Consider the following 14,256-nt stretch of genomic DNA (forward strand, 5'->3'; position numbering starts at 1 on the left):
TCAATATGTTGCTTTTGATACGGATGACATTGCTATTATTGTTGGTGGTAGGCGTAACCCTTCTGGGGATTGTGTTTTGCCTGCTTACCTTATGGTCAAAAAATCGTGTGTACTATTTGGGCCGTGTGTTTGCCAAAGTGGGTCCTTTGTTTGGATTGTCGGTCGAAGGTCGAGTGGCTGAATCTGCAAAAAATATCCCCCAAGCCGTTTACGTGGCGAACCATCAGAATAATTTCGATTTGTTTACCTTAGCAGTCGTCGTGCCCAAAGGGGTGGTTACCGTGGGCAAAACGAGCTTGCGATGGATTCCTTTCTTTGGTGCTTTGTATTGGGCTAGTGGTAATTTTTTGATCAATCGAGAGGATCGTAAGCAGGCGATAGCCACCATTGATCAGATCGTCTCTAGCATGAAAAAGACAGGCTTATCTATTTGGATGTTTCCAGAAGGCACTCGCAGCCGCGGACGTGGTTGGTTGCCGTTTAAACGCGGCGCTTTTCATGCTGCTGTCCAAGCGGGTGTGCCCGTTGTACCAGTTGTATGCAGTAGCACGCATGGACAAATTGGCTTGAATCGTTGGAATAATGGCAAGGTGATTGTTGAAATGTTGCCACCAATCGATACAAGCGGAATGCATGAAACCGATGTAGTGAATTTATTAAAGTCCTGTGAAGAGCAAATGCATAAAACCCAACAGAGTTTGGATCAGGAACTGTCGAATTAGTAACGTGAGTCTAGATTTTTACTAGAACTCTTATCTGAATTAAGTGCTTTTTCTAACACTTGTTGTAAGCCTTGTTTGCTTGGGTGAGAATCTGACAAGGTTTGATTTTCCCACTCTGGGTGCTGCTGAGCCTGTTTCCAATAAGGTTTTATCTTATCCATAAGTTCATCGTCTTGGGCTTGGTTCGCTAGCTCGTAGGCTTGCTGTGAAGCGTGCCCACGTTGATGTAGGTGTTGGATAGCGGTCAACCCCCTCAGACAAATTAGGGTTAAAGTCGCTTTATCCAGACAAAGAAAATAACGTTTCGTCAATTTACTCTTCAGGGTATCTTTGTAGTGTTGTCCTGTTTTCCATGTAGCGCCTAAAAGGGCGCCAATCGTCGTCGCTGTGCCTAGTGTTAACCCTGCCGACATGACATCAATGCCCGCTCCAATCGCCGCACCCGTTAAGGCGCTGGTGCTGGTTTCTATCCCCCATTCTTTTAACGTTTCTGCATCGAATATATCTTGTTGCCAGCGGTCGTTTTTAATCGCCAGTGGTGTGGCTTTTAAGTCTTCTTCTTGGAACTCATAAAGACGCAATAACCCAGTAATGTAACGACTTTCTAGCGCACGAATTTTATCTTCAAAGGCAGTCGATTCGCTAGGATTTGGCGGATAGCTTGCGCATTCAATACGCATGCTGGCAGCTTTAAGTATCAAGTCGGCCAATGTATTCGCCGCCATGGTACGTCTCAACTGTGCCGCTTCTTCTCGGGATTCGATTAACTGCTTGATGGCGTCATAATCTTCTGGCATCAGGCTTTGGATGCTTTGATACAGACGTTTTTCATCCTCGAAATAAAACGCTACCGTGTCGTATTTAATTACCGCGTGCAAATGACGTTCTGCTAGGACTTTACGCCAAGCTTCTGAATGCGCACTGGGTGATGAACTGAAGTTCAAAATAGGGATGATGGGTTTATTGGCACTGGCTAATAACGCCAACTCATCGAGATATTTACCAAGTGGAGCTTGGCGGATATCAATCACGTATAAAATGATATCGGCTTGGGTTAATTGCTTAAGAATCTTTGCTTCTTGTTCAAACTCATCCTGCGCAAAGTGGCTTTCACAAAATGGCTTTAACCAATCGGCTCCTTGATATGAGCTAAAGGTGTCTGAATGGCGAATTTGCCAAAGGCCAATGGAATCTTCAAAGCCGGGTGTATCGGTTAAGGTAATAACGGACTGTTGGCCGATTTTGATCTTCACACTTTCAACGTGGCGCGTGGTTCCCGCCCTGTCACTGATTTCTCCAAAATCCTGTTTGCGCAACAAAGTACGGATCAGTGAAGTCTTGCCTGTGTTAGCGTGGCCAACGACCAAAAGGGAAATCGACACGGTTTAGTCCTTTTGCTTAAGTTGCGTAGAGTGAAGGCGTGTTTCTCTGGCAAGGCGTTGCCAATCTTCAATAAATTTAGCCTGGCCTTGATCAGCAATGACCATGGTTAAAGCTGAATACACCTTGCTGGCTTGGGTGAAAAATCGTCGTGTGCCACGGTCTGGGCTTTGCTCGGCATTGACTAGAATATAAGTCGGCTCGTTGCTGGACGAGGTCAAAAACTGCTCTTGTTCTTCTCGGCTGTTTAGTAAAGATAGAGAATGTGCTGAGCGTAAAGAGTTAGGCTTAGTTCCGCTCCACTCAAATAAAGCCCAATGTTGGGAGAAGGCATCGTCTGCGAGGGGGTTGTTATCCGCTTCGTTCGACTGTGTTGACGAACTAGAGCTTTGATGGTGGTTTGCATCTAAGACATTTCGGCTTTGTTTTTCCTGCCGATGATAGCGATTTTGAATGATTTTTTCTTGCGTGCTAAGTGGCTGAGTTGCGCGTTTCAAGTGATACATAGCCAAACAGATGATGGCAAAAATCAGCCTTGGCAGCACACCGTAAATGAAAATACTTGCGAGTAAAAAGTTCGCCCAATGTTGTCTTGTGGCGGCGGTTTGTGAAACAAGATCGACACGGCTGGCGAGAATATCCATTTGGTTAGGTAAAGCAATACCAAACCACTGCGGAATAACGCTTAGGCTTTGCGTCAGCTGAATAAAAGCATCGTCACTTAATAACGTCGTTTCCCAGACAAAGTTTACCTGATTGGTAAGCAGTAGAAGCAGAGTCATGACCCAACCTGCCAATAAATAACAGCCCCATGCACCATGAGAAAGAATACTGATTAACCATTTATTTGAGTGAGCAGGGCATTGCCAATGGATGTAAGCTGCGCTCACGTCTGTGTTGATATGTGAGTGCTTACTGATCTTCCTGTTTAGGAAAACCAAAAGACTTAGCAGCATGCCTTTGTTATCTGTGTGTTGTTTCATGGTGGCTATCATGGTGACGAACCAAACGACAAAATTCAGTGCATGAAATCCTAACAAAATAATGAACAACCAGAAAATATTCACCTGATCGGATTGGCCTGTCGCAAAAGCGGGTGGCACCGCCATAAAACCCAACAACAAAGAAGCGATCAACAAACCTAAAATGGCACGATTAAAGTAACGCTTTAGCTGTGTAAATTGAGCTAGATAGCTAGTGGATTTAGGTGATGTTTCTAACTCTTTTAGCGCACTAGGTAGATCGTTTGCGTGAGCTGACAGTCGAAAATCGCTATGAGTTTCTAACCAAGCCGCAAGGGCAAGTTTGGCTCTGGGTGTTGGAAAGGTCATGTTATCGCGTTGCTCTTTTCATTTATTACTCTTTTATTCGTTGTGATAGCGAATGTTTGGAATGACGTCATTATCCTCTTATTCACTTTGTTTTACTTGATGTTGCCGATAAAGGCAAAAGCCACGAGGTGTTTCTCGAATATTTTTATACTTGTATTTGAAAATAGAGTCTCATCAATCAGTTAGAGATCATGTTTTGTTTTATTGCGCTAGATCAAGAGGACTGTATTTATAGGTTATGAAGTGCAGTATAAATGTAGGTAATTGTTAAGTCAGATTGATTCATCGTACAAGACCACTTTATTATTGCGCCACATGCCGAAGACACGGTTGCTTTCGTTAGGAGATAAAGTTATGCGTTTGAATTCCATAAGGGTGAAGAGTTCTTTTCCTATTCTTGTGATGAGTATTACTCTTATTGTTGCCTTAGCTGCAGCGGTATATGTCGTTAATCAACTAACTACTGCTCTTAATGCACAGGCAGATTCTTATGGAAAGGCCTCTGCGGTTATCTTAAATGCAGATCGAGACCTCTACCAAGCCAAACTTGCTGAGCAGCGTATTGTGGTTGGTGTAGGCAAGCTCGATGACGAAGAAAAGGATAGGGTTGAAAATGCTCAACAAGTAAAAGATCGTTTTAATTTATTCCGTCAGTACTTGTCTGCAGAACCCCAAGTTTATAAATCACTGGGTGACTTTGATAAAGCCTTTACTACTTGGCTAAACTCTTCTAACGCCTTTGTTGCGTTAGACAAAAATGCCCCCACTTTTGGCGCTGCTGAGCAAAAAGCCAATACAGATTTTAGTGCTCTTAGAGACATACTCGATAAAGCTGGTGAAGCGGTAAATAACCATGCACAAACATCTAAAAAAACCGTCATAGAAGAGGAAAAAGCGTTTGAGAAAATTGCGGTTGTGGTTGTGGTTGTAGGGTTGCTGATTGCCGCTTGGTTCAGCTACAAAACACCTAAAACATTGACTAATCAAGTGCTTTACTTGGGGCAGCGTATTCGTGAAATATCGGAAGGCGATGGCGATCTAACGCAACGTATCGAATTTTCTACTAAGGATGAATTAGGTGATCTTGCTGATGAATTTAACGGTTTTGTTGAACGTTTAAGAGGCATCATTGGTAGCATTCATGAGCAATCAAATGCCTTAGGACAAATGACAGGTCAGCTAAATAATGCCGCGACACAAACCGCCGATATTACCACTGGTCTGGCAAACGCGTCGGCATCAATTGTTAGTGCGGGCCATGAAATGGATATGTCTAACCAACAAATGGCAACAGTGGCACGTGATACCGCTGACGAAGCAAAGAACTCTAACAGTTTGACGCAAAATGGTATGTCTGCAGTTAATAAATCTCAGCATGCAATTACGACGCTAGTGGCTGATATCGAGATTGCTCTTGGTCGCTCTGGCGAGCTACAAAAAAGCTCAGAGAGTATTGCTTCTGTTTTGGAAGTGATTCGTAATATCGCCGAACAGACCAACCTGTTGGCATTGAACGCAGCAATTGAGGCGGCTCGTGCCGGCGAACAAGGACGTGGCTTTGCTGTGGTTGCGGATGAAGTGCGCACCTTGGCAACACGTACCCAAGACAGCACCAATGAAATCGAAGGCATGATTGAAAAGCTAAAAATCAATGTGGCTGAATCGTCTAAAGCAATTCAAAACAGCCGTGACAATGCAGAGTTTACTGTGAGTAATTTTGGCGAAGTAACCAGCGTTTTCAATAGTTTGCAGGAATCCTTCGCGAAAGTTCAGGAGATGGCGGCACAAACGGCACAAGCGACAGAAGAGCAATCCATTGTTGCTAATGACATCAACCAAAACATGGTGTCGTTAAAGGATCAGACGGACTCTGTTCAATCTGTGTCTGAACTTATACAGCAACAGTCAAAAGACATTACTAAGTTGTATAAAGCACTGGATCAACAAGTTGGTAGCTTTAAAGTTTAGTTCTATCACGTAACGCACACCAAAACCGTTTATCGAAAGATAAGCGGTTTTTTCGTTTACAGTCTGAGATAAGTCGCTTAAGACATTCTTTTTAACGGCAATGGTGCCGCGGTTTTTACTGAGCGAATAGCAAAATGGCTTTGAATGTCTTTTACATGAGGTAAGGATTGCAAGGCCTTCAGGATTCGTTCGTAGTCCTGCAAATCCACCGCCACTACTTCTAGACGATAATCCGCAATACCAGAGACAAGATGGGCGCTTATGATGTCTTCCATCTCCAAAATCGCCTTTTCAAACACAATATGCTTGTCGCCAGCATGGCTTTTCAAACGTACTTCGACAAACACTGTCATGGAGAATCCGGCTTTTTGACGATCAATGCGAGCGTGATAACCCTCGATCACACCAGAGTCTTCTAATTGCTTCACTCGGCGTAAACAAGGCGAGGGTGATAAGTGTATTTCCTCCGCCAATGCTACGTTAGTAAGGCGTCCATCGGATTGTAAATGGGAGAGAATATCTAGGTCTGTTTTATTCATATTGGCACACTTTATAAATTATAGAATTGAATTGAGTGTTATATGCTAAAAAGTAGCCTTTCTTGAGGGTAAATAGCAAGGACATGCTCGCGGATGAGAGCAGATAATAGGGCTATCGATTTCCCGCGAGGTGGTTATGCCCCAAACAGTCACACAGCACACATCATCTATATCCGCTCAAGAGCCACCAAAATACAAGCAATATGCGACTGGCTGGGGCTTTCGTCTTGGTTTATTAGCAGCCTTGGTGAGTATTTTAATTTGGGCCTCTTGGTTGGTCAGTATGCGTGCTGGTATGACTAATACTTTGACCGCTTTCGATTTGGGTATCCTGCGATTTTCTCCGCCAGCATTATTACTGTTTCCTTTCCTATGGCGCGCCAGAGCACAAGTTAAAGCCGTATCTCCCATACTTTTATTGGGGATTGTTTGTGGTGCAGGCTTACCGTTTTTCTACCTAAGTGCCACAGGCTTGAAATACGCCCCCGCGTCTCATGCTGGCTTGTTAATCCTTGGCGCTTTTCCCTTCTTTGTGACCTTGCTGGCGGTACTTTTCTATCAAGAAAAAGTCAGCCGTGAACGCAAGATTGGCTTGAGCTTAGTCAGTATTGGCGTGCTTGTTTTACTCAGCCTGTCACTACTCACAGCGCCAGAAAATACATGGAAAGGCGATTTATTATTGCTTTGCGCTAGCTTCTTTTGGGCTGTGTATACCGTCAGTTTACGAATTGCAGGCTTACCGCCTTTGGTATCAACAGCATTGATGGGCTTGGTGTCCTTGATCGCGCTGGCATTCTTATGGGCAACTGGGCTAGCTTCTAGCGGCTTAGCGGATGCTTCGTGGGACATGTTGGCTGGACAAATTCTCGTGCAAAGCTTACTCGTCGGCCTCATGACGGGCTTTTCCTACGGTTATGCTATCCAAAAACTCGGTGCGGAAAACATGGCCGCCATCGGCGCCTTCACCCCAGTGCTAGCCGCGCTCATCGCCATCCCCGTTCTTGGCGAGCACCTAGAAGGTTACTCCATCGCGGGGCTAATCTTCGTTAGTGTTGGTGTCGTTATCGCCAGCGGGATCTTTAAAAAGCGGTAGTTTTGTTGGTCTGACCAGACTTCTTTAACCGGAAATACTCAACCCCACTTACCTTAGGTAAGCGGGGTTTTGTTTTTAAGGCGTGAAAATAAATCCGTCATGGTGTTCTATGAAAAACTTTAATAAGATCAATTGGAAGCATTTAAGGATGAATATATATCAGCAACGAAGCGCTACATGATGTTTGCGAGTTGTTGAAATACTACCCAAGGAGGGTATACTTTGATTTATAAAACGAAAGAGTTTTGTTCTTTAACTAAAAAAGATCGTTTGTCTGATATGGATCTCATTGAAGCATGTGATGAGATCCAGAGAGGGTTAGTTGATGCTGACCTAGGTGGCGCTCTCTATAAAAAGAGAGTGGCAACAGAGAGCAAAGGTAAGAGTGGTGGCTATCGAACGATTATTGGTGCTGTCATTGGTGAAAAATACTTTTTCTTGTATGCCTTTGCTAAAAATAAACGAGCTAACATCACCAAAAAAGAGCAAATGGCGCTAAGAGAATTAGCCCAAGTCTTTATTAGTTTTAGCCAAGTTGAATTAGAAAACTTGATAGCCTCACAAGAGTTAATCAAAGTAGAGCATTGCCAAGAAGGAGATCGCCATGAGTGATATTTTAAAGTCTGTTCATAAGACAGCCAAAGGCCTTAAAAAAGCGGGTGCGATTGATAAAACCACCATGCGTCAGTTTGATACCTTATGCTTAACCTCTATTCATGACTTCACGCCCGAACAAGTAAAAAAACTAAGACTTGCCAATAATCTTTCTCAGCCTGTGTTTGCGCAATATCTAAATGTCAGCGATAAGCTGGTAAAAAAATGGGAACAGGGCGAAAGCAAACCCAGAGGTGCTGCGCTGAAAATGCTGTCTCTTGTGGAGAGAAAAGGGATTGAGGTGATTGCTTAATACTACTTGCTTATTATGAAATCAAAGCTAGCTGCAATAAGGATAATCAAAGAATGAAACAAGATCTTCCACAGAAAGGTAATCCATACGGCTTGACGATTAAACAGCACATCTTTCCAGCAGCTAGTATCAAGCGGTTTTTAGATATTAAAGGAAATGTAGAAGTTAAAAGATTAGAAGCAAAGAGAAGTTTTCTAGCCAAATCAGATAATGAAATATTTTGTGCTGATTTTGTATGGGATCATGGATCAGAATCTGTCTTTATGAAGAAAATTGAAGATCAGTTCCAGGCACTTATAAGTGATGTGTTGAATGACAAGATTTTGCAGTTTTCAGATGCCCAAAATGAAATAATTACTAAAATGCATGTTCTTTGTTGCTTACGGTTTGAACGTAATAAAAGCCCTATTCCTAGCCAAAAACTTAATGGCGTTGAACCAGAATATTTTACTCTAGATGAAAGAGAAATACTTGAAAAAAAAGGGTTTATATTTGTAGATTCAAATTCTTGCGTATCAAGCAGGATTTTAACCGGAGAAAAAATACGGTATGAGTTTGATCTGGTTTGTAGACAATGTGAACACGTTTACTGGGGAGTTTTATCTACTACAGATGGAGAGTTTATTATCCCTGATAATTTTATAAAGTACAGATACTTACCTTTAACCCCTACAATGATGTTAGTTGCAAACCAAATAAGTCGATCTCTTAGGATTGAAGAAGTTGAAAAAATAAACCGTGACGCAATTCAGTTTTCTGATACTTATTTTTTTGCACGAAAATTATCTGCTTGCCCACTGCTGAAACCGTTATTTGTCTTTATTCATAATGAGCTTTTGAAAAAAACCGCTTCCATTTCTGAAAGCGGTTTTCCATTCAAACCAACCAATCCTATTAAATAGAATTACGCATCAATACGTTTGTATTTGATACGTGTTGGTGTGGCTTCGTTGCCGGTACGAGCTTTGTAGTCGGCTTCGTATTCTGCGTAGTTACCTTCGAAGAAGACGGCTTTAGAGTCGCCTTCGTACGCTAGGATGTGTGTCGCGATACGGTCTAGGAACCAACGGTCATGGGAAATAACAATCGCGGCGCCTGGGAAGGCCAATAACGCGTCTTCCAGGGCACGCAAAGTTTCTACGTCAAGGTCGTTGGTCGGCTCATCCAGTAGCAATACGTTGCCGCCTTCTTTAAGCAGTTTGGCAAGGTGCAAACGGTTACGCTCACCACCAGACAAGTGTTTAACCAATTTTTGTTGATCCGACCCTTTGAAGTTAAAGCGACCAATATAAGCACGAGACGGCACTTTGTAGTTGTGAACCGTGATCATGTCTTGGCCGTCAGCGATTTCTTCGAAGACAGTTTTGTCGCCGTCGAGTTCACGCATTTGGTCAACGTAAGCAAGCTGTACGGTTTCACCTATGGTGACGGTACCTGTGTCAGGTTGCTCGATGCCTGCGATCATTTTGAATAGGGTAGATTTACCTGCACCGTTACCACCAACCACACCAACGATCGCGCCTTGTGGCACCACCATGTTGAAGTCTTCTAGTAGCATCTTGTGTTCGAAGCTTTTGCTAACGCCTTCGATTTCGATGACTTTAGAACCAAGACGTGGTCCTGGTGGAATGTACAACTCGTTGGTTTCGTTACGATCTTGGAACTCTTGCGAGTTCATTTCTTCGAATCGAGCCAAACGGGCTTTGGATTTAGACTGACGACCTTTAGCGTTTTGACGAACCCACTCAAGCTCAGATTTAATGGCTTTTTGGTGAGAAGCTTGTTGCTTCGCTTCGGTTTGTAGACGCGCGTCTTTTTGTTCCAACCAAGAAGAGTAGTTACCTTCGTATGGAATACCGTGGCCACGGTCAAGTTCTAGAATCCAGCCGGCAGCGTTATCTAGGAAGTAACGGTCATGGGTAATCGCCACAACAGTGCCTGGGTAATCTTTCAAGAAGCGCTCTAGCCAAGCAACGGATTCCGCATCCAAATGGTTTGTTGGCTCGTCTAGTAGGATCATGTCTGGTTTATTAAGCAATAGACGACATAGAGCAACACGACGACGCTCACCACCAGAAAGATGTTCTACTTTCGCATCCCAATGAGGCAGACGTAGCGCATCAGCTGCGACTTCAAGGGCGCGCTCTAGGTTGTGGCCTTCTTTTGCTTCGATCAAGGCTTCAAGTTGGCCTTGTTCTTTTGCTAGCGCATCAAAGTCCGCATCGGGTTCAGCGTATTCAGCGTAAACCGCATCCAAACGCGCCATCGCTTCAATCACATCAGCGAACGCTTCTTCAACAATGCCGCGCACGTTTTTTTCTGGATCAAGATGAGGTTCTTGCTCCAAATAGCCGATTTTGATGCCCGGCATTGGACGTGCTTCACCATTATGCTCGGTATCAACACCCGCCATAATGCGAAGTAGAGTCGATTTACCAGAACCGTTAAGACCCAATACACCGATCTTAGCGCCAGGGAAGAATGAAAGAGAAATGTCTTTAAGAATCTCGCGTTTTGGGGGAACAACTTTCCCAACGCGGTTCATGCTGTATACAAACTGAGCCATAAAGAGTCAACTTATCCTATGATTGGAGATCCATGCACTATTCATGTCGTGCATAAATTTCGTTAAAACGCTCCACGGGGTTGCCAAAAGAACTCTAGCAAGTCGATGGAGAGCCAAATGCAATTAGTGGGGTAAGGATAGCACAGGGGATGATTGGGAAAAATACAGATGCGAGTAAGAACCGCTATTTATCGTGGCGGTTCTTACTGTGTTTTTTTACTAAGATGCGTTAAAGCTTAAAGTTAGATAAATCTCTGTTAATGCTGGAGCTAAGAGAGTCGAGCTGATCGCTCAGCTGTTCGATACTTGCTGCATTGTCGGTAATCACAACAGTGGCATTATTAATGATCAGCACTTTGTCGCTAACTTCGGATGCAACAGAACTTTGCTCTTCTGTGGCGGTTGCTACTTGGGCGTTCATATCATTGATGACGACAATGTCTTTAATAATATTGTCGAGTGCTGTGATGGCACCACCAGATTCATCAATGGTTTTTTGTAGCGTTGCGCTGGTGGATTGCATTAGTTTACTAGCGCCTTCAGAAGCGGACTGCAAATTGTTAATAATGCCTTCAATTTCAGTGGTTGAATCTTGAGTTCGTTGCGCTAATGAACGCACTTCATCGGCGACGACCGCGAAGCCGCGACCTTGTTCACCAGCACGTGCAGCTTCTATCGCGGCGTTTAGTGCCAGTAAGTTGGTTTGTTCTGCCACGCCTTTGATCACATCCAATACGGTGTTAATTTGCGCACTTTGGTCTTTCAATTCAATGATTTTGTCAGACGTTGAATTAATTTCTTGGCCTAAGTTGTGAATATCATTGATGGTATTTTTGACAATGGTGTTGCCTTTGATAGCCAGCTTGTTGCAGCGCTGGGTTTTATCGGCCGTTTCGTTTGCGTTTCTAGCGACTTCTTGAGTGGCTGACGACATTTCGTTGAGTGCAGTAGCAACTTGTTCAATCTCTAACAACTGTTGCTCCGTGGACTTAGTGTTTTCATTGGCATTGGACTTTATGCTTTGAGAGCAATTTGATAGCTCGTTATTTGAATTAACAATTTTTTGTACCAAGGTATGAAGATTGGAAATGAAAGTATCAAACCCATGGGCAAGCACACCCACTTCATCTTTACTCTGAATGTTTAGACGTCTTGTTAAGTCACCGCCACCTTGTGCGATTTCAGCCATGGCGCTAGCAACCACTTTGATTGGGTTTACGACATAGCGTGTTAAAACGAACCAGTTGGTTACTTGTAGTACCAGCAACAAAATTACACCTATTAACAAAAACATAATTTGTATGGATGAAAGCAATTCTGCATTACTGTCCATTCGGTAGGTCACTTCAAGATGACCAATGACGCTTTTGTCACTCCAAACGATATCTATTGTATCGACACGTAAGTCCTTGGAGTCTGCTTTGGTGCTTTGATCATCTTTCGCTGTACCGAGTAGCTTATCTCTTTGATCATACGCTTTGATGCTGTCAACAAAAGGGAGATTCATAAATGAAGACATGATGCGTTCAATCAGACCCGAATCGTAAGAAAATATCGGTTCTTGCAGCGCAATAGATAAGGTGTTGTTTAACCCTTTTATTTGTTTGTTTAATGCTTCCTCAAAATGATTTTTTGCCAACATATAACTGCTGGAAAAAATAATCACCATCACGAGAAGTGAGGCAGTAGAAAGGAAAAGCATGGATTTTTGTTTGATTGAATTCATTTCTATCTCGTATCGTTGCTTTGGGAGTAAGGAATATGTCGTTAAATTGTTGGTTTAAAGGTTGTCTAAATCTAACCAAAATTCTTTGCGATCAAAGGGTGTATCTGGATGCATTGTGGCATTTTTGATACGAATTACTGTGCGCTGCTTTAAGTTGGCTTGCTCTAACACATCTTTAATCATCGGGTGGTTGAAGAAGAGTTTGTCATAGCTGCCATCAGCGATAGCCATTTCAAAGCCTTTGTAAATTTTGTCGTGCAGCGATTTATTGGACTTTTCGACATAGAAATATTGCGCGAATGGATAAATCAGCATGAGATGTTTTTCAATGGCTAAGTTCAGCTCTGGACGAGATTTTACTTCTACCCAAGGTTCATGAAGCGCTCTGGGGAAGTAGTCGAAACGGCCGCCTTCTAGCATCAAAAATAAGTTAGGGTATTTCATCGTAGTGACCGTCGGGATGTCGGCTAATTTCATTACCTTTGTGTCACCCCAAAGTTTGCCTAAGCCAGCATCGAGTTTCTTTAAATCTTCTAAAGAATGTATTTGGTTGAATTTTTCCTGATCACTGGCGCGAATAATAAAGATTCTGTGTCCGAGTAGTCCTTTCAATGCCGGAATTCGGATTGGGAGCATTTTATCTTCGTAAGTAGAGGTGGAGCCTCCCCACATTATATCGAGTTTTTTTGATTCGACGGCGCCAATGGCTCGAGCTGTGTTTAGCTCTTGTTCGTTTTGAGCAAAGGTGGTGTCAGGGTCAACCTTACTCATAACGAGCTTTAAGACACTGAACATGAGCTCTTCTTTTTCACCTACCACTTTGTTAATTCTGAAGGGTTCAGCGCTTATTGAATGAAGGGAATGAAGCATCAGAGCTATCACTCCGATATATCTCAATATAATCACGTGATCTTATTTCCTTATTATTTTTTACATAAAATTACACTTTGTTTAATCTTATGTCTTATAGCTTTTCTATTACAAGCTAAATTTCATTTTAATTATGAAAGAGATAAAAAGGAGAAGAGAGCTTTAGTTACTGACTAAAATGAGAAGAGCCGCACCAGTGACAACAAAAGTCGCCCCGATCCAGGCGCCAAATGCAGGGCGTTGGCCGGTGGTGATCCACAAGCCCGGTAAAATTAGTACGGGAACAACGGCTGATAGCGTAGTGACAATACCGACATTAGCGTTACCGACGCCCCAAACTAAGACGCTCATACCGATTACCATACCAATGGTGGCGAGAGTAGCGATGCCCATGAAATCAACACGAGTTAGTTGACCAAATGGAATCGCGTCAGCAGGTTGTTTGTGTCGATAGTACAAACCATATGCAAGAGCAAGAGCGAAAGCCGCTGTGCCAACACGCAATGCGGAGACGGCAATCGGATCGGCACCATCAATTAAAGCGGGTTTGCTAAGCAAGGCACCACTGGCCTGACCAAGCGCTGCGCCAAGAGCAAGCAAAATTCCAATGCTTAATTTGCCTTTAGTTTGCTCCCAAGCGTGAAGACTGACTCTACGGCCAAATAGAATAGCGATCACTACACCCATAAGCACTAAACCGCAGGCAAAGAGTTGATTAAAAGAAAGGTTTTCCCCTAAAAATAGCCAACCCAATAGAATCGACATGGGTGCATTGGTAGCGAACAGAACCCCTGTGCGTCGAGGCCCGAGACGATGCACCGCGGTAAACAACATGGTATCGCCAATGAAAATCCCCAACAGCCCAGACAGCATGACGATCTCAGCGTGTTGCCACAAAGTTGCATTGAAGCGTTGAGTGATTAAGCAAATGGCTAACAGAATCGAACTGGCAATCACAATACGAAAGGTATTAAAACGCATGGTACCAAAGCGTTGGATCAAGTTTGGCGCCATCAGGCTCGAAATAGTCCAACACAAGGCGGCAATTAAGCCCGATAATTCTGCGAACGGCATATAAATCCTTATAAAATCATTCACTCTTATATAGAAGAATGATGCAAGCGCACACAGTCGCTTTGTAGCTATATTATGGC

13 protein-coding genes are annotated in these 14,256 nt (G+C 43.3%); 6 read left to right on the forward strand and 7 right to left on the reverse strand.

Annotation, left to right across the window (positions count from 1 at the left end; all coding sequences use genetic code 11):
* The first annotated feature begins 5 nt into the window (after positions 1–5).
* Entirely contained in the window at positions 6–722 is a 717-nt protein-coding gene (locus tag AC2A4J_RS14435; RefSeq protein WP_484176522.1) for a 1-acylglycerol-3-phosphate O-acyltransferase, read from the forward strand.
* On the opposite strand, the gene AC2A4J_RS14440 is transcribed toward AC2A4J_RS14435, so the two are convergent.
* Entirely contained in the window at positions 719–2,104 is a 1,386-nt protein-coding gene (locus AC2A4J_RS14440; RefSeq protein WP_484176523.1) for a DUF3482 domain-containing protein, read from the reverse strand. The two genes, AC2A4J_RS14435 and AC2A4J_RS14440, sit on opposite strands and share 4 nt — an antisense overlap.
* 3 nt (positions 2,105–2,107) lie before the next feature.
* Entirely contained in the window at positions 2,108–3,433 is a 1,326-nt protein-coding gene (locus AC2A4J_RS14445) for a DUF2868 domain-containing protein (RefSeq protein WP_484176524.1), read from the reverse strand.
* A gap of 354 nt (positions 3,434–3,787) precedes the next feature.
* On the opposite strand from AC2A4J_RS14445, the gene AC2A4J_RS14450 reads away from it, so the two are divergent.
* Positions 3,788–5,401 carry a methyl-accepting chemotaxis protein gene (locus AC2A4J_RS14450; protein WP_484176525.1) on the forward strand — a complete coding sequence of 538 codons (1,614 nt, stop codon included), beginning with the start codon at positions 3,788–3,790 and terminating at the stop codon, positions 5,399–5,401.
* Positions 5,402–5,478: 77 nt separating this feature from the next.
* On the opposite strand, the gene AC2A4J_RS14455 is transcribed toward AC2A4J_RS14450, so the two are convergent.
* On the reverse strand, positions 5,479–5,940 hold the full coding sequence (locus tag AC2A4J_RS14455) for an Lrp/AsnC family transcriptional regulator (RefSeq protein ID WP_484176526.1): 462 nt from the start codon (positions 5,938–5,940) through the stop codon (positions 5,479–5,481).
* A 136-nt stretch (positions 5,941–6,076) separates the two neighbouring features.
* On the opposite strand from AC2A4J_RS14455, the gene AC2A4J_RS14460 reads away from it, so the two are divergent.
* From AC2A4J_RS14460 to AC2A4J_RS14475, 4 genes are all read left to right on the forward strand, one after another.
* Positions 6,077–7,033 (forward strand): DMT family transporter, encoded by a 957-nt coding sequence (locus AC2A4J_RS14460; RefSeq protein ID WP_484176527.1) that lies wholly within the window; start codon positions 6,077–6,079, stop codon positions 7,031–7,033.
* Between the two features lie 222 nt (positions 7,034–7,255).
* Positions 7,256–7,645, forward strand: coding sequence for a type II toxin-antitoxin system RelE/ParE family toxin (locus tag AC2A4J_RS14465; RefSeq protein ID WP_484176528.1), 390 nt, complete (start codon positions 7,256–7,258; stop codon positions 7,643–7,645).
* A complete protein-coding gene (locus AC2A4J_RS14470; RefSeq protein ID WP_024025639.1) occupies positions 7,638–7,940 on the forward strand; it encodes a helix-turn-helix domain-containing protein in 303 nt (100 codons plus the stop codon). Before AC2A4J_RS14465 ends, AC2A4J_RS14470 begins: the two co-directional genes overlap by 8 nt.
* Positions 7,941–7,993: 53 nt before the next feature.
* On the forward strand, positions 7,994–8,842 hold the full coding sequence (locus AC2A4J_RS14475; RefSeq protein WP_484176529.1) for a hypothetical protein: 849 nt from the start codon (positions 7,994–7,996) through the stop codon (positions 8,840–8,842).
* A 2-nt stretch (positions 8,843–8,844) separates the two neighbouring features.
* Here AC2A4J_RS14475 and ettA read toward each other — a convergent pair whose 3' ends face one another.
* From ettA to AC2A4J_RS14495, 4 genes are all read right to left on the reverse strand, one after another.
* Positions 8,845–10,506 carry an energy-dependent translational throttle protein EttA gene (gene ettA, locus AC2A4J_RS14480; protein WP_484176530.1) on the reverse strand — a complete coding sequence of 554 codons (1,662 nt, stop codon included), beginning with the start codon at positions 10,504–10,506 and terminating at the stop codon, positions 8,845–8,847.
* 229 nt (positions 10,507–10,735) lie between these two features.
* Complete coding sequence (locus AC2A4J_RS14485; protein WP_484176531.1) at positions 10,736–12,232, reverse strand: methyl-accepting chemotaxis protein; 1,497 nt, start codon at positions 12,230–12,232, stop codon at positions 10,736–10,738.
* A 54-nt stretch (positions 12,233–12,286) separates the two neighbouring features.
* Positions 12,287–13,003: a hypothetical protein gene (locus AC2A4J_RS14490; RefSeq protein ID WP_484176532.1), complete on the reverse strand. Its 717-nt coding sequence runs from the start codon at positions 13,001–13,003 to the stop codon at positions 12,287–12,289.
* A gap of 261 nt (positions 13,004–13,264) precedes the next feature.
* Positions 13,265–14,176: a DMT family transporter gene (locus AC2A4J_RS14495; protein WP_484176533.1), complete on the reverse strand. Its 912-nt coding sequence runs from the start codon at positions 14,174–14,176 to the stop codon at positions 13,265–13,267.
* Between the last annotated feature and the right edge of the window lie 80 nt (positions 14,177–14,256).

The sequence above is a fragment of the Marinomonas sp. ATLA20 genome, assembly GCF_057180105.1.